The sequence below is a fragment of the Actinocorallia aurea genome, assembly GCF_054783995.1.
The window spans coordinates 16,609-30,930 of record NZ_BAAGPQ010000038.1; the positions used below are offsets into that span (position 1 = coordinate 16,609).

The window sequence follows — 14,322 nt, forward strand, 5'->3', positions numbered from 1 at the left end:
CACCAAGAGCAAGGCCCAGCAGGAGGACGAGGAGCGCGACTCCGACTGAGGTCCGCCGAGGATTCGGTGACAAGGCTCCGCCGCCGGCGCGCGGTGGCGGGGACGGAGGCGGCCGCGGCGCGGGGCCGCCTCCGTCAGAGGTCCGCGGGGGCGGCGAGGCGGCCCCGTACGGCGGTCGCGGCGGCGACGGCCGGGGAGACGAGGTGGGTGCGCCCACCCTTGCCCTGCCTGCCTTCGAAGTTGCGGTTGGAGGTCGAGGCGCTGCGCTCGCCGGGCGCGAGCCGGTCGGCGTTCATGGCCTGGCACATCGAGCAGCCCGGGTGGCGCCACTCGGCGCCCGCGTCCGTGAAGACCTCGTGCAGGCCCTCGGCTTCGGCCTGGAGGCGGATCCGCGCCGAGCCGGGGACGACGAGCATCCGGGTGCCCTCGGCGACCCGCCTACCGCGCAGCACCTCGGCGACGACCCGCAGGTCCTCGATGCGCCCGTTGGTGCAGGACCCGACGAAGACCGTGTCGACGGCGATGTCGCGCAGCGGGGTGCCGGGCGCGAGGTCCATGTAGGCGAGGGCGCGCTCGGCGGCGGTGCGCTCGGCCTCGGTGGGGAACGACGCGGGGTCGGGGACCGAGGAGCCGAGCGGCGCGCCCTGCCCGGGGTTGGTGCCCCAGGTGACGAACGGGGTGAGCGCGGAGGCGTCGATGACGAGTTCGGCGTCGAAGACCGCGTCGTCGTCCGTGCGCAGGGTCCGCCAGTAGGCGACGGCTTCGTCCCACGCGGCGCCTGAAGGGGCGTGGGGGCGGCCCCTGAGGTAGGCGAAGGTGGTCTCGTCGGGGGCGATCATCCCGTAGCGGGCGCCCGCCTCGATCGTCATGTTGCAGACCGTCATCCGGCCTTCCATGGACAGCCCGCGGATGGCCGCGCCCCGGTACTCGATGCCGTACCCCGCCCCGCCGCCGGTGCCGAGCCGGGCGATGACGGCGAGGACGAGGTCCTTGGCCCCGACGCCCTGCGGCAGGTCCCCTTCGACGGTGACGGCCATCGTCTTGAACGGCGGTGACGACAGCGTCTGGGTGGCCAGGACGTGTTCGACCTCGGAGGTGCCGATGCCGAACGCGAGCGCCCCGAACGCGCCGAGGGTGGCGGTGTGGGAGTCGCCGCAGACGATCGCCATGCCGGGCTGCACGACGCCGAGCTGCGGCCCGATGACGTGCACGATGCCCTGGTCGGGGTCGCCGAGCGAGTGCAGGGGGACGCCGAACTCGGCGCAGTTGGCGCGCAGGGTGTCGACCTGGGTGCGTGAGAGCGGGTCGCTGATCACACTCGGGTCGTCGGTGGGGACGTTGTGGTCCTCGGTGGCGAGGGTGAGGTCGGGCCGCCGCACCCGCAGGCCCGCGGCGCGCAGCCCGGAGAACGCCTGCGGGCTGCTCACCTCGTGCAGCAGGTGGAGGTCGATGTAGAGCAGGTCGGGCTGGCCCGCCGCGCGCCGCACGGCACGGGAGTCCCAGATCTTCGTCGCGAGGGTCCGGCCGGCCATCGACGCCTCCCAAGGGGGTATGGGGAAACGGCGTATCGCCCTGCGAAACGCCATCGCGGCAAGGCTAGCCCACCGGACGGCGGCGGCGGAAGGGGAGGGGTCAGGCGGAACCGGCGGTGGCCGCCGAGACGAGCGTCGCCATGATCAGCGCCGTGCAGCGGTCGACCAGATCGGGCCGCTCGGCGGGCAGGTCGCCCTGGAGCCAGTCGGTGAGGATCTCGCTGAAGCCGCCCACGATGAAGCGGGCGGCCATCACGATCTCCCGGCTGGGATCACTGTGCAGGATCGGCTCGCCCGTCATCATCTTGGCGAACATCTGCGACGTGGCCAGGCGCCGCTCGGCGAGGACCGGGCTGGCCATGGCCTCGGCGAGGACGAGCCTGCCCTTGCGGGGGTCGTCGCCGTAGAAGTCGACCACCGTCGTGACGACCGCGCGCACCCTCTCGGTGGTCCGGTCGGCGGCCGCCAGCAGCGCGGTCAGGGCCTCCTCGCGCAGGTCCGCGACGACCCCGTCGTAGACGGCGGTGATCAGCGAGTCCAGGTCCTGGAAGCTCTCGTAGAAGTAGCGCGGGGTGAGCCGCGCGCGCTCGATGACGCCGCGCACCGTGGTGCCGCGCAGGCCCTCGGTGCCGAGGAGCTCCAGGCCCGCCTCCAGAAGGCGGGCCCGGCGCTCGGCGACGCGGGCCTCAGGGCTCGCGCCGCCATAGATTCGGCGGCTCGGCACGGCATTCATGCCGACATCCTGACAGAACACCCGTCTCGAGAAGACCCCTCCGTCGAAAGAGTGGAACAGTCGTTGTCAAAAGTGTGGGACGTCACAAGATCGCGCCCGGGGTGTACGAGGCGGCGGCCGGGTGCCGCTTGACGACCTCGGCGATCCGCTCGGCGACGGCGGCGACCTGGGCCGCGGCGGCGCCGGTGAAGGACAGCCGGTCGGCCATCAGCGCGTCGAGGCCCGCGCGGTCCAGCGGGATCCGGGCGTCGGCGGCCAGGCGGTCCAGGAGCTGGTTCTCCGGGCTGCCCTGCTCGCGCATGGCCAGGGCGGACGCCACCGCGTGCTCCTTGATCGCCTCGTGCGCCTCCTCGCGGCCCACGCCCGCCTTGACCGCGGCCATGAGCACCTTGGTGGTGGCCAGGAACGGCAGGTAGCGGTCGAGCTCGCGGGAGATCACGGCGGGGAACGCCCCGAACTCGTCGAGGACGGTCAGGAACGTCTCGATCAGGCCGTCGACGGCGAAGAAGGCGTCGGGCAGCGCGACGCGGCGGACCACCGAGCACGACACGTCGCCCTCGTTCCACTGGTCGCCCGCCAGCTCGGCCGTCATGGAGGCGTAGCCGCGCAGGATGACCATGAAGCCGTTGACGCGCTCGCACGAGCGGGTGTTCATCTTGTGCGGCATCGCCGAGGAGCCGACCTGGCCCTCCTTGAAGCCCTCGGTGACCAGCTCGATCCCGGCCATCAACCGGATGGTCTTGGCCAGCGACGACGGCGAGGCGGCCAGCTGGACCAGGGAGGACAGCACGTCGTGGTCGAGGGAGCGCGGGTAGACCTGGCCGACGCTGACGAACGCGGAGGCGAAGCCGAGGTGCTCGGCGACGCGGTTCTCCAGCTCGGCGAGCTTGGCGGAGTCGCCGCCGAGGAGGTCGAGCATGTCCTGGGCGGTGCCGACCGGGCCCTTGATCCCGCGCAGCGGGTAGCGCTCGATCAGGTCCTCGACCCGGGCGAGCGCGACGAGCAGTTCGTCGGCGGCGCTGGCGAAGCGCTTGCCGAGGGTGGTGGCCTGGGCGGCGACGTTGTGGGAGCGCCCGGCCATGACCAGCTCCGAGTACTGGGCGGCCAGTGAGCCGAGGCGGGCCAGCACGGCGACGGCGCGGTCGCGCACGTGCACGAGGCTGAGCCGGATCTGGAGCTGCTCGACGTTCTCGGTGAGGTCGCGTGAGGTCATGCCCTTGTGCACGTGCTCGTGACCGGCGAGGGCGTTGAACTCCTCGATGCGGGCCTTCACGTCGTGCCGGGTGATCTTCTCGCGCTCGGCGATGGAGGCGAGGTCCACCTGGTCCAGCACCCGCTCGTAGTCGGCGAGTGCCTGCTCGGGGACGTCGATCCCGAGCCCGGCCTGGGCGCGCAGGACGGCGAGCCAGAGCCGCCGCTCCAGCCTCACCTTCTGCTCGGGCGACCAGAGGGAGGCGAGCTCGGGGGAGGCGTAGCGGCCGGCGAGGACATTGGGGATGCGGGGCTTGGTGGTCACGTTGCCCGATTCTATCGGCCTTCGCGGAGAGTCCCAGGTCAGGGCCGTCGGCCAGAACGGCGCAGGTGTTGTGCGAATGTCCATTGAAGCCGGGGCCCCGATCATCAACACTGGTGTCCCGGGTTAGACGGATATATCCGTCAATCTCGGGAACCTGGACACCGGACGATCTCCCCGAACCCCCCGCGGAGCGCACATGTTCAGCACGTCACTGGCCTTCCTCGGCGGCCTCGCCGTGTCCTGGCTGCGGGCCATGGGCCACGCCTACGCCGGCTACCTCGACCCGTACTGGGTCGGCCATGAAGACCACCTGGAGGCCGAGAACTGGGACTGGAGCATCCCCTACCGCTGGTACGAGGCGTCCCGCTGACGGCTCAGCCCCGCAGCAGGCCGCGGACGAACGGGACGGTGTCCGGCAGCGAGGCGAACATGTTCCCGCTGTGGTCGGCGCCCGGGTAGAGCCGGAACGTCAGCGGGGCTCCGTTCAGGCGCAGGTCCGCGGCCAGCTTCAGCACGAGCACCGCGGGGATGTCGGTGTCGCGCGCCCCGTGGGCGACGTAGAAGGGCGCCCCGTAGCCCTTGACCGGGATCGTCAGCGCCTCCCGGAGTGCCCTGCCCAGCTTCCCGTCGACGAGCCGGCGGGAGACGAGGTCGTCGATGCCCACGTCCTCGGCCTCGATCTCGGCCGACATGTCCGGGTAGCAGAGTCTCAGCGCGTCGTCCGCGACGGCCTTCCCGCGCTCGGTGAGGAACCTCTCGATCTTGAGGTCGGGCCGGTTCGCGCGCAGGGACGCCATCACGTAAGAGAAGTAAGTCGTCAGGCCGTGCAGGGGCAGGTCGGGGAGGTAGGGGCCGGCGAGCGGCACGAGGTTCTCCAAGTTGGCCGCGACGCCCGTGGCGACGCCGCCCCGGAAGTCCAGTTCGGGCGCGTAAGCGGCGGCCGCGTGCAGGGTGAACATGGCCGCGTGGCCGCCCTGCGACTGGCCGACCACCACCCACTTGCGGGCGAGCGAAGGCATGACCCGGCGGGCGGCCCGGACGGAGTCGGCGACGTTCTCGGCCTCGCTCGGGCCATGGACGTAGGCGGCCACGCCCGGGGTGCCCAGCCCGACGTAGTCGGTGGCCACGATCGCGTATCCCTGGGCGAGCCACCGCGACAGGTAGCGCACGTCCCGCTCGGAGAAGCCCGTTCGGGAAGGCGCGCACGAGTCGCCGATCCCCACGGTCCCGTGCGCCCAGGCCACCACCGGCCAGCCGCCCTTCGGGGCCTCGCCCTTGGGCAGGTGCAGCATCCCGGTGCTCACCGCGGCCCGGCCGCGGGAGTCCCGCGTCCAGTACCGGAACCGCTTGGCCGCGCCCGCCTCCGGGAGCCACAGGGCCCGTTCCAGCCTCGCGGCCTCGATCACGGCCCCAGGGCCCGTCCTGCGTTCCTCGGCCCGCACCGGCGCGGTGAGGCCCGCGGACAGGAGGTTCGCGGTGGCGACGAGGGCGGCGGTGCTCCGGAAGATCTTCATGCCGCGGTTGTACCGCCGCTCCGCCCTCCACGACAGGGCCCCGGCTGTCCGCTAGCGGACCGCGGACCGCGCGGGGGTCGGCCTCGGAAGGCCGGTGCGGGCCCGAGACGGGAAAGGGCGGGGCCCGACGGCCCCGCCCCTTTCCTCAGGGTCAGCTGCGCAGGAAGTCCAGGAGGTCCTGGTTGAACTTCTCCTTGTCCCCCGGCACCAGGGCGATGCCGTGGGAGCCGCCCGGATAGACCTTGAGCTCGGCGTTCGGGATGAGCTTCGCGGACTTGCGGGCCGTCGCGTCGATCGGGACGACCTGGTCGTCGTCGCCGTGCACGATGAGGGTCGGCACGTCGAACTTCTTGAGGTCCTCGGTGAAGTCCGTCTCGGCGAACGCGGTGACGCAGTCGACGCCCGCCTTGATGCTCTCCTGCATCGCCATGTACCAGAAGGCGTACTTGTTGCCCGGGGTCACCCGGTTGTGCGGCCGGTTGGCGCTGAAGAACCCCTCGGCGGTGTCGAGCCAGAACTGCGAGCGCTCCTCGTGGATGCCGCGCTTGATGTCGTCGAACACCTTGTTCGGCACGCCCTCGGGATTGCCGGCGCTCTGCAGCATCACCGGCGGGATCGCCGACAGCAGGACGGCCTTGGCGACCCGTCCCGTGCCGTGGCGGCCGATGTAGCGGGCGAGTTCACCGCCGCCCATGGAGTGCGCGACGAGGACGACGTCGCGGAGGTCCAGGCCCTCGATGAGCTGGGCGAGGTCGTCGGCGAACGTGTCGAAGTCGTAGCCTCCCCAGGTCTGGGTGGACCTGCCGTGGCCGCGCCGGTCGTGGGCGACGCCGCGGAAGCCGTTCTCGGCGACGACCTTCATCTGGTCCTGCCAGGCGTCCCCGTTGAGCGGCCAGCCGTGGATGAACACGACGGGCTGCCCGGTGCCCCAGTCGTTGTAGAAGATCTCTGCTCCATCGCGCATCTTCACGAAGCCCATGAACGTCCTCCTGGTCGAGCGGACGGCGGTGCGAAATCGGACGAATCCAACTTCTCCGACTGAACCAGGAGATCTCTCAACGTGGGGGAGATCGGTGCCAAAGCTGTGTTTGCCTCGTCAGTCGGAGGCGCCCAGGGCCTTCTTGAGCTCACCCTTGGTCATCTTCGACCTTCCCTCGATGCCCTTCTTCTTGGCCTCGTTGTAGAGCTGGTCCTTGGTGCGGCCCTTCTCCCGGTCCGTTCCCGAGCGCTGTCCGCCGCGCTTCTGCGGGGAGGTGTCCTCGCGGGAGAGCCTGCTCGACGACTTGGCCTCGCCGGACTGCGCGCGGTTCTTGTTGACGGTGCGGGCCGCGACCTCCTTCGCGCGCTTCTCGCCGCGCCCCTGCTTCTTCTGGGACTCCTTGATGTGCTCGTACTGGCGTTCTCGCTTGTCGCTCCAGTCTTGGCGGGGCATAACGCGCCTCCTCCTCCGAATCGGTTCCCTATCGCATCGGTTCCGCAGGTGGCCCTACCCCGGCTCCGTGCCGTGAAAGGTGTAGTTCGTCGCTGTTTGTTGGGTTCTGGTGGGGATAGGGAGTAAGGGACGAGCCGCGAGGGAGGACGCCATGGGAGCCAAGATCGAGCCGGAACCGCCGCCCGAGCCGGAGTCCGCGAAGGCGGCGCGCCGCGTGGCGCGCGGTCTGGACCGCGGCGTTCCGCCGGAGGAACTGGACCAGGCGGACATCGAGCGCACGGCGGAGGCGACCGCCTCGCCGCAGCCGCCCGCCGCCGAGCGCGAGGAGGGGCCGCAGGGCAGTCCGCACGCGGGCACGGGCTCCAGCGCGCAGGTGGGAGGCAAGCCCGGGGACCCGCGCCAGGCCGAGCGCGACAAGCTCGCCGCGAAGGGGCCCCGCGCAGGGCGGGAGGCCCGCCGCGGCCGCGTCACCGGGAATCCGCGCGACGACGACCCGGACCGCTACCGGCCGCGCCGTCCCCCTTCCGACCTGGAAGGCTGAGCGTCCCGGGAAGGCTGAGCGTCCCGGTCCGACCGGAGCTTGCGGCGGCCGCAGAAGACCGGGGCGAAGTACCAGAAGAAGACCAGGACGGCGAGGGCCGCCGCCGACAGGCCCGCCGCCCAGCCGAGCCCGAGGACGACGTCCGTCACCACGAACAGGGCGCCGGACATCGCCAGGGCCAGGGCGGCGAGCCCGAACAGGGCGAAGGACGAGGCCGCGTGGACGAGGTCGCCCTTGCGGCCCTGCCGGAAGACCCTGCGGTGGAAGCCGACGGGGGCGATCAGCAGCGCAGTGGCGACGGTCGCGGACAGCAGCGTCAGGAGGAAGACCGCCCGGTCCAGCGTCGAGGTCCTGGTGAACCCGTACTGGAACGGCAGCGTGAGCAGGAACGCGAAGAGGATCTGCACCCCCGTCTGCGCCACCCGCAGTTCCTGGAGCAGCTCCTCGTAGTTGCGATCGAGCCTCTGGCTCTCGCTCTCGTCGCGGCCGCCCGGCTCGCGGGGCGCCGATCGTGCGGACATCGTCCTGCGCCTCCTCTCAGCGCGCGCTGACGTCTCCGAGCCCATCGATGGCGAGTTCACCGACGCCGAGCCCACTGACGGAGAACCTCAGCCGGTAAGGGCTCAGGCTCCCCGGCAGGGGCGCCTCAGGCCGCATCCGTCGCCCGCCGGTCTGCCGGAAGCGGTGGCCGGCCAGCAGCGCGGCAAGGAAGACGGCGGAGGCGAGCATGACCAGGTCGCGGCCCGGGCAGGCCGCGGGGCCGCCGCTGAACGGCACCACCGACCAGTCCGCCTCGGCAGCCCCGTCGAGCCACACGTCGGGCGTGAAGGCGTCGGCGTAGGGGAGGGCCTCGGGGTCGCGCTGGGTGAACGCCGCGGGCAGGAGCACGCCGGTTCCGGCGGGCAGGAGGTCCGTGCCCCAGGCGACGTCGCGGGTGGTGTCGCGAAGGATCGCCGGGGTGGTCGGCCACAGCCGCACCGACTCAAGGACGCACGCCCGGACGTACCCCAAGGCGACCGGGTCGTTCGCGATCGCCGTGCGCGCGCGGGCCTCGTGCACGGGGTGCGAGGTGAGCAGGGCGAGGGCCCGGAAGATCACGAGCCCGGCCGAGTCGAAGGCGAACAGCCATTGGGGGACCTGGTCGTAGGGCGCGGCCTCCGGGTCGTGCGGAGTGCGCGCGACGATGGCGGCGAGACTGCCTTCCTCCGCACGGCGCAGATGCCCTTCGAGCCTTCCCTTGAACTCCTTGTACGTCCGTTCGCTGCGCGGTGCGAACGCCAGGTTCGCTTCGCGGCGCAGCCTGAACAGGGTGTCCGTGACGGCGTGGTCGTCGCGGGCCCCGTCGCCGAGGACGATCCGGCGCAGTACCCGCGCCCAGGAGACGGCCATCTCGTCCCAGCGCAGCTCTCCGCGGTTCTCGGCGAACTCCAGGAGCACCGCGGCCTCCTCGCGGGCCACCCGCGCGAACGTCTCGGCCTGCCGGGGCAGCCCGCGGCCCGTGTCGAGCACCTCTTCGTTGAACACGCGGCGTGTCCGGCGCTCGGGCCCCGACGAGACGAGCACCCCCTTGGGCTGGAACCGCCCTACGGCGTGCCTCTTCTCCAGGTTCGCGACCGCGAAAGGCTCGGGCTCGCCTTCCAGGACCCGGCGGACGCCCTCGCCGTCCAGGACGAGGGCCAGCCTCCGTCCGGGCAGCCGCACCAGGAGCACCCGGCCCTTCCCGTACTTGGCGCGCAGGCTCCGCAGGAGCCGCGCCGAGATCCGGTCGGCGTCCACGAGATCCCCGAGATCCACCATGAGCGGCCATCGCGCCAGCAGCCCCCGCGCGACCAGCGGCGCCAGCACGCCCGCGCAGATCAGCGCCCCGTCGCCGCGCGACACCCGGGCCACCCCGTCGGCCCGCGTGCGCTCCTGGATCACCACCATCACGCGCCCCCTAGAAAGTGGATGAACCCCGTGATATCCCCTTCCCCTCCCGTCCCGTTCTACGCGGAAGGCCGGTCCCCCCGCGGGGGACCGGCCTTCACGGGAGCGGGCGGATCAGCCCGCAGTGACCGGGTAGGTCGAGGCGAGGTCGGAGACCGCGCCCTCCTTGAAGATCTTCAGACCGCCGACGGCCTCCTTGTCGGCCTTCAGGACGAAGGTCGCGCGGGACGGGGGCTGCGAGGGGTCGGTGAAGTCGTACTTGACGCCGGAGCCGCCGTCCCAGGCGTTCTGGGAGCGGTGCGCGGAGATGATGCCCGCGCGGCTCAGGTCCTTGTTCTCGCAGGCGAGCTTGAGCGCGTCGGCGATGATGATCGAGGACGTGTAACCGGCCATGACGCCGTTGTCGAGCGCGTCGTCGGGGTACTTGGCCTTGTAGTTCTCGATGATCTTCTTCATGATCGGCAGGTCGGCGCTGAGCGGGCTGGTGGCCTGCAGCACGTAGAAGTCGCCGAGCAGCGCCGGGGCCGCCGGGGTCGCCAGCAGCGCGGGCGCGAACGCCGAGTTGCTGCCGAGCATCGGGACCTTGAGCCCGGTGGCCGCCGCGACGCCCGCGAAGGACGCGGTCTGCTTGGGCGCGATCGACAGGATGACGGCCTTGACCCCGGCCTCCTCCATCGTCGACACCTGCGAGCTCATGTCGGCGTCGGTCGCCTTGACCTTCTGCTCGACGACCGTCATGCCGAGTTTCTCGGCCGCGTACTTCGACCCGGCCAGGGAGTCGTCGCCGTAGTCGCCCTCGACGTAGACGTGGCCGATCTTGTCTCCGGCCTTGAGGCCCTTCTCCTTGACCAGGAAGTCCACGCCGTTGACGACGTCGATGGCGTAGGTGGTGCCGGTGATCTGGATCGAGTCCGCGCCGAGCATGCTCGGCGCCCAGGCGAGCGCCAGGGTCAGCGGGCCGCTCGCGGCGAGCTTGTCGCGGACCGCGCCGACCGTCGCCGAGCCGATGAACTGCGGCAGCGCGGCGACCTTCGGCTCCAGTTCGGTGTAGGCCGCGACGCTCTTCTGCACGTCGTAGCCCATGTCGCGGACGAGCGTCTCGACCTTCCGGTCGCAGATGCCGCCTGCGGCGTTGACCTCGTCGAAGTACATCTGCGCGGCCTGGCCGAGGCTCTTGCCGAGCGGCGAGTACGGTCCGGTGAGGTCGGTGATCACGCCGAGGCTGATCGTGTCCTCGGTGACGCCGGGGCCGAGCTTGACGCCGTCGGCGCCGACGGAATCCGCGCCGTCCACGGACTTGCCGCTGGCACAGGAGGTCGCGGCCAGCGCGAGGATCGCTAGGCCGGCGACGCCGGCGCGGAGACGGAATCTGCTCACTGAGCACTCCTTGTAGGGGTGGAGGGGGTGGGAGGAGACACAGAGGTGGAGGGGGTGGGAGAAGACACAGGGGTGGAGCGGAGGGCGCCCGGCAGGCGCCGGCGGACGCGCTGGGCGAGCCCCAGCAGTCCCGCGGGCAGGAACAGGACGACGGCGACCACGACGGCCCCGTAGAGGACGCGCGCGGCCTCCGAGGGCGAGTAGCCGCCGCTCGTGCCCGGCGCGGCGACGAGGGGCAGGGCGTCGCTGTACCGGGTGAGCAGCTGGGGCAGGAGGCTGACCAGGAAGGCGCCGAGCACCGCGCCGCCGACGGACCCGAGCCCGCCGATGACGATCATGGCCAGGTAGTCGAGGGCGAGGACGATGCCGAAGTAGTCCGGGACCGTCCGCTGGAAGACCAGGGCGAGCAGGACGCCGGCGAGTCCCGCGTACATCGACGACAAGACGAACACCCCGGCCCGGTACCGCGAGACGGGCACGCCCATGACGCCCGCGGCGGTCTCGTGGTCGCGAATGGTGTTCATGGCGAGGCCGGGCCTGCCCGTCAGGACGCCCTTGGCGAACCAGGCCGCGAGGACCAGGACGATGACGGCGAGGTACCAGAGCCGCTCCAGGGACCCGAAGGGCACGCCGCCGATGATGAGTTCGGGCGTGTCGCCGAACGAGAACCCGAACAGGTCGAGCGGGGGAACGGCGCGCCCGTTGTAGCCGCCGGTGACTGCCTCGGCGTTGTGCATCAGGTACTGGCCGAGGAAGATCAGCGCGAACGTGGCGATGCCGAGGTAGGCGCCCTTGAGCCTCGCGGAGATCGGGCTGAACAGCCCGCCCGCGACGCCTGCCGCGCAGATCGCGCCGACCGCGGCGACGCCCGTCGGCAGGCCGAGGCCCGCGAGGTGGCCGTCGGACTCGGACGACAGGTAGACGTAGGTGTAGGCGCCGACCGCGAGGAAGAACGCGTGGCCCATGGACAGCTGGCCGGTCGCGCCGGTGAGCAGGTTGAGGCCGATCGCGCCGACCGCCGCGGACATGGCGAACAGGCCCGCCATCAGCCAGAACGCCTCGAGGTAGAACGGGATGAGGATCGCCGCGACGCCGACCGCGGCCCAGAGGGCGAGGCGGACGAAGCGGGCGTTGCGGGTCTCAGACACGGGTCAGCTCCCTCGTTCCGAACAGGCCCGCCGGGCGGATCAGCAGGACGACGATCATCACGAGGAACGGCACGACGTCGCCCAGGCCGCGGCCGAACGAGCCCATCTCGCCCTGGTAGCCGCTCATCAGCGCCTCGGTGACGCCGATCATCAGGCCGCCGACGAGCGCCCCGGTGGTGGAGTCGAGGCCGCCGAGGATCGCCGCGGGGAAGGCCTTCAGCGCGATGAGCCCGGTCGTCCGGTCGAGGCCGGGGGTCGGGAACACGGTGAGGAAGAGCGCGGCGACGGCGGCGAGCGCGCCGGCGACGGCCCAGGCGCCGAGCGAGACCCGGCCGAGCCGCACGCCCATGAGCGCGGCCGCCTCGTGGTCCTCGGCCGCGGCCCGCATGGCCACGCCCCAGCCGGTGTACTTGAAGGCGAGCAGGAACGTCCCGATGAGGCATCCGGCGACGATCAGCGCGACGAGGCGCGTCTCGGGGATGGACACCTCGCCGAAGTGGACCACCGCGTCGCCCCACGGGTCGCCCATGGCCATGACCTCGGTGCCGATCCGGCGGGTCAGCTCGGTGGCGAGGATGATGTCGACGCCGATGGTCACGATCGCGAGCACGCTGTGGTTGGCGGCGCGCGACCTGCGGATGATCACGAACTCCACGAACGCGGCGGTGAGCGCGGCGCCCGCCGCCCCGGCCAGCAGCGCCGGCCAGAAGCCGATCACGGAGTGCAGCTCGGCGATCAGGTAGCCGCCGACGAGCAGCAGCGAGGCGTGCGCGAAGTTCACGACCTCGCTCGCCTTGAAGATGATGACGAAGCCGAGGGCGATGAGCGCGTAGACCGAGCCCATCGAGATCCCGGTCAGCAGCAGTTCGGCGAAGTGGGTCACGCCGTTTCCTCCTTGCGCGGGGCGGGGTCGTCGGCCGCCGCGCCGAGGTAGGCGCGGATGACCTCGGGGTCGCGCTGGACGTCGGCGGGGGCGCCGTCGGCGATCCGCTTTCCGAAGTCCAGGACGGTGACGGCGTCGGCGAGCCGCATGACCATGCCCATGTCGTGCTCGACCAGGAGGAGGGAGATGCCCAGGTCCTCCCGGATCGCCGAGATGAGCCGGGTCATCTCGACGCGTTCGCCGCCGTTCATGCCCGCTACGGGCTCGTCGAGCAGCAGCAGCTTGGGTTCCATGCACAAGGCGCGGGCCAGCTCGACGCGCTTCTGCACGCCGTACGGCAGCAGCCCGACGGGCTCGTGCAGCCTGTCGGCGATCCCGGTGAAGGCCGCGATCTCCGCGACCCGTGCGGCGTGTGCGGCCCGTTCGCGGCGCGCGTGCGGCAGCCGCAGCCCGGCCGAGACGAACCCGGCCCGGGTGAGCCGGTGCCTTCCGAGCATCAGGTTGGCCGCGACGGGCAGGTGCTGGGACAGCGCGATGTTCTGGAACGTGCGGGCCACGCCCAGGCTCGCGATCCTGTGCGTGGGCAGCCGCGTCAGCTCCGCGTCGCCGAACCTGACGCTGCCGGACGTGGCCCGGTAGACGCCCGACAGGACGTTGAAGCAGGTGGACTTGCCCGCGCCGTTGGGCCCGATGACCGCGTGGATCGTGCCGGGCTCGACGGTGAAGCTGACGGCGTCGAGGGCGACGAGCCCGGCGAACCGGACGGTGACGTTCTCGACCTCGAGGCGCGGGGTGGTCGTCTCGAGGGCCTTCATCCGGCCCACCTCGTCAGAACGGGCCTGGGCGCGGACGCGGAGTCGTCGGTCTCCTCCGCGTCGCCTTCGCCCAGGTAGCGGCGGCGCACCTCGTCGCTGGCGGCGAGTTCGCCGGAGGGGCCGCTCATCGCCACCTCGCCGACCTCCAGCACGTAGGCGTGCGAGGAGAGGGCGAGGGCGGTGGCGGCGTTCTGCTCGACGAGCAGGACCGTGGTGCCCTGGGCGTTGATCTCGGTGATGGTCGCGGCGATCTTCTGCTGCATGAGCGGGGCGAGGCCGAGGGTCGGCTCGTCCAGCAGCAGGAGGGACGGCCGTGCCATGAGGGCGCGTCCGATGGCGAGCATCTGCTGCTCGCCTCCCGACAGCAGCCCTGCGCGCTGTCCGGCGCGCTCCGCCAGGACGGGGAAGAGGTCGAGTACCCGTGCGCGCGCTTCGGCCGTCGCCTTGCGTCCTGCCCCGCCGAGGGCGCCTGCGCGGAGGTTCTCGGCGACGGTCATCCGGCCGAAGATCCGGCGGCCCTCGGGCGCCTGGGTGACGCCGCGGGCGACGACGGCGGCGGCGTCCATTCCGGTCAGCGGGGCGCCCGCGAACTCGACGGAGCCCGCGGTGACCGCGCCCTTGTGGTAGCGCAGCGTGCCGGAGACGGCCCGCAGCAGAGTGGTCTTGCCCGCTCCGTTCGCGCCGAGCACGGCGACGACCGAGCCCTGCGGCGCCTCCAGCGAGACCCCGCGCAGGGACTGGACCCGCCCGTAGGCGACCTCCAGGTCGTGGACGCGCAGGCCGGGGGCACCGTGGGGTGGTGCTCCGGTGCGGTCGGGCGGCAGCTTGGCTGCTGCGTCCATTCGGTGTCCTCCCGGTGGATGTGCGATGGCTCACACAAACGGGCGGCGCGGCCGGGCGTCCAG

General features: G+C 71.9%; 15 protein-coding genes. 2 read left to right on the forward strand and 13 right to left on the reverse strand.

Going from position 1 to position 14,322, the window contains the following annotated elements:
* Positions 1–134: 134 nt before the first annotated feature.
* From leuC to purB, 3 genes are all read right to left on the reverse strand, one after another.
* On the reverse strand, positions 135–1,532 hold the full coding sequence (gene leuC / locus ACYVOM_RS38455; protein WP_460308552.1) for a 3-isopropylmalate dehydratase large subunit: 1,398 nt from the start codon (positions 1,530–1,532) through the stop codon (positions 135–137).
* 100 nt (positions 1,533–1,632) lie between these two features.
* On the reverse strand, positions 1,633–2,265 hold the full coding sequence (locus tag ACYVOM_RS38460) for a TetR/AcrR family transcriptional regulator (protein WP_460308553.1): 633 nt from the start codon (positions 2,263–2,265) through the stop codon (positions 1,633–1,635).
* Positions 2,266–2,347: 82 nt separating this feature from the next.
* Complete coding sequence (gene purB / locus ACYVOM_RS38465) at positions 2,348–3,781, reverse strand: adenylosuccinate lyase (RefSeq protein ID WP_460308554.1); 1,434 nt, start codon at positions 3,779–3,781, stop codon at positions 2,348–2,350.
* A gap of 196 nt (positions 3,782–3,977) precedes the next feature.
* Here purB and ACYVOM_RS38470 point away from each other — a divergent pair, with 196 nt between their 5' ends.
* Complete coding sequence (locus ACYVOM_RS38470; RefSeq protein ID WP_460308555.1) at positions 3,978–4,151, forward strand: hypothetical protein; 174 nt, start codon at positions 3,978–3,980, stop codon at positions 4,149–4,151.
* A gap of 4 nt (positions 4,152–4,155) precedes the next feature.
* Here ACYVOM_RS38470 and ACYVOM_RS38475 read toward each other — a convergent pair whose 3' ends face one another.
* The 3 genes from ACYVOM_RS38475 to ACYVOM_RS38485 all read right to left on the reverse strand — a co-directional run bounded on the left by ACYVOM_RS38475 (position 4,156) and on the right by ACYVOM_RS38485 (position 6,727).
* Positions 4,156–5,295 (reverse strand): lipase family protein, encoded by a 1,140-nt coding sequence (locus tag ACYVOM_RS38475; RefSeq protein ID WP_460308556.1) that lies wholly within the window; start codon positions 5,293–5,295, stop codon positions 4,156–4,158.
* A gap of 151 nt (positions 5,296–5,446) precedes the next feature.
* The gene (locus ACYVOM_RS38480; RefSeq protein WP_460308557.1) at positions 5,447–6,274 is read right to left on the reverse strand and encodes an alpha/beta fold hydrolase; all 828 of its coding nucleotides are present in this window, start codon (positions 6,272–6,274) and stop codon (positions 5,447–5,449) included.
* 117 nt (positions 6,275–6,391) lie between these two features.
* Complete coding sequence (locus tag ACYVOM_RS38485) at positions 6,392–6,727, reverse strand: hypothetical protein (protein WP_460308558.1); 336 nt, start codon at positions 6,725–6,727, stop codon at positions 6,392–6,394.
* Positions 6,728–6,878: 151 nt separating this feature from the next.
* Here ACYVOM_RS38485 and ACYVOM_RS38490 point away from each other — a divergent pair, with 151 nt between their 5' ends.
* A complete protein-coding gene (locus ACYVOM_RS38490; RefSeq protein WP_460308559.1) occupies positions 6,879–7,268 on the forward strand; it encodes a hypothetical protein in 390 nt (129 codons plus the stop codon).
* Here the strand turns inward: ACYVOM_RS38490 and ACYVOM_RS38495 are convergent.
* The 7 genes from ACYVOM_RS38495 to ACYVOM_RS38525 all read right to left on the reverse strand — a co-directional run bounded on the left by ACYVOM_RS38495 (position 7,229) and on the right by ACYVOM_RS38525 (position 14,259).
* Entirely contained in the window at positions 7,229–7,789 is a 561-nt protein-coding gene (locus ACYVOM_RS38495) for a DUF6328 family protein (protein ID WP_460308560.1), read from the reverse strand. The genes ACYVOM_RS38490 and ACYVOM_RS38495 overlap by 40 nt on opposite strands.
* A 16-nt stretch (positions 7,790–7,805) precedes the next feature.
* Positions 7,806–9,194, reverse strand: a complete 1,389-nt coding sequence (locus ACYVOM_RS38500; RefSeq protein WP_460308561.1) for a cytochrome P450 — start codon at positions 9,192–9,194, stop codon at positions 7,806–7,808.
* Between the two features lie 114 nt (positions 9,195–9,308).
* Complete coding sequence (locus ACYVOM_RS38505; protein ID WP_460308562.1) at positions 9,309–10,571, reverse strand: ABC transporter substrate-binding protein; 1,263 nt, start codon at positions 10,569–10,571, stop codon at positions 9,309–9,311.
* On the reverse strand, positions 10,568–11,719 hold the full coding sequence (locus tag ACYVOM_RS38510; RefSeq protein WP_460308563.1) for a branched-chain amino acid ABC transporter permease: 1,152 nt from the start codon (positions 11,717–11,719) through the stop codon (positions 10,568–10,570). The genes ACYVOM_RS38505 and ACYVOM_RS38510 overlap by 4 nt, the downstream gene beginning before the upstream one ends.
* A complete protein-coding gene (locus ACYVOM_RS38515; protein WP_460308564.1) occupies positions 11,712–12,602 on the reverse strand; it encodes a branched-chain amino acid ABC transporter permease in 891 nt (296 codons plus the stop codon). Before ACYVOM_RS38515 ends, ACYVOM_RS38510 begins: the two co-directional genes overlap by 8 nt.
* Complete coding sequence (locus ACYVOM_RS38520; protein WP_460308565.1) at positions 12,599–13,417, reverse strand: ABC transporter ATP-binding protein; 819 nt, start codon at positions 13,415–13,417, stop codon at positions 12,599–12,601. Before ACYVOM_RS38520 ends, ACYVOM_RS38515 begins: the two co-directional genes overlap by 4 nt.
* Complete coding sequence (locus ACYVOM_RS38525; RefSeq protein ID WP_460308566.1) at positions 13,414–14,259, reverse strand: ABC transporter ATP-binding protein; 846 nt, start codon at positions 14,257–14,259, stop codon at positions 13,414–13,416. Before ACYVOM_RS38525 ends, ACYVOM_RS38520 begins: the two co-directional genes overlap by 4 nt.
* Positions 14,260–14,322: the final 63 nt, after the last annotated feature.

Excerpts from the sequence above, each read along its gene's own strand:
- leuC (WP_460308552.1), bottom strand. The coding sequence starts at position 1,532 with ATGGCCGGCCGGACCCTCGCGACGAAGATCTGGGACTCCCGTGCCGTG.
- ACYVOM_RS38460 (WP_460308553.1), bottom strand. The coding sequence starts at position 2,265 with ATGAATGCCGTGCCGAGCCGCCGAATCTATGGCGGCGCGAGCCCTGAG.
- ACYVOM_RS38470 (WP_460308555.1), top strand. The coding sequence starts at position 3,978 with ATGTTCAGCACGTCACTGGCCTTCCTCGGCGGCCTCGCCGTGTCCTGG.
- ACYVOM_RS38475 (WP_460308556.1), bottom strand. The coding sequence starts at position 5,295 with ATGAAGATCTTCCGGAGCACCGCCGCCCTCGTCGCCACCGCGAACCTC.
- ACYVOM_RS38480 (WP_460308557.1), bottom strand. The coding sequence starts at position 6,274 with ATGGGCTTCGTGAAGATGCGCGATGGAGCAGAGATCTTCTACAACGAC.
- ACYVOM_RS38485 (WP_460308558.1), bottom strand. The coding sequence starts at position 6,727 with ATGCCCCGCCAAGACTGGAGCGACAAGCGAGAACGCCAGTACGAGCAC.
- ACYVOM_RS38490 (WP_460308559.1), top strand. The coding sequence starts at position 6,879 with ATGGGAGCCAAGATCGAGCCGGAACCGCCGCCCGAGCCGGAGTCCGCG.
- ACYVOM_RS38495 (WP_460308560.1), bottom strand. The coding sequence starts at position 7,789 with ATGTCCGCACGATCGGCGCCCCGCGAGCCGGGCGGCCGCGACGAGAGC.
- ACYVOM_RS38500 (WP_460308561.1), bottom strand. The coding sequence starts at position 9,194 with ATGGTGGTGATCCAGGAGCGCACGCGGGCCGACGGGGTGGCCCGGGTG.
- ACYVOM_RS38520 (WP_460308565.1), bottom strand. The coding sequence starts at position 13,417 with ATGAAGGCCCTCGAGACGACCACCCCGCGCCTCGAGGTCGAGAACGTC.
- ACYVOM_RS38525 (WP_460308566.1), bottom strand. The coding sequence starts at position 14,259 with ATGGACGCAGCAGCCAAGCTGCCGCCCGACCGCACCGGAGCACCACCC.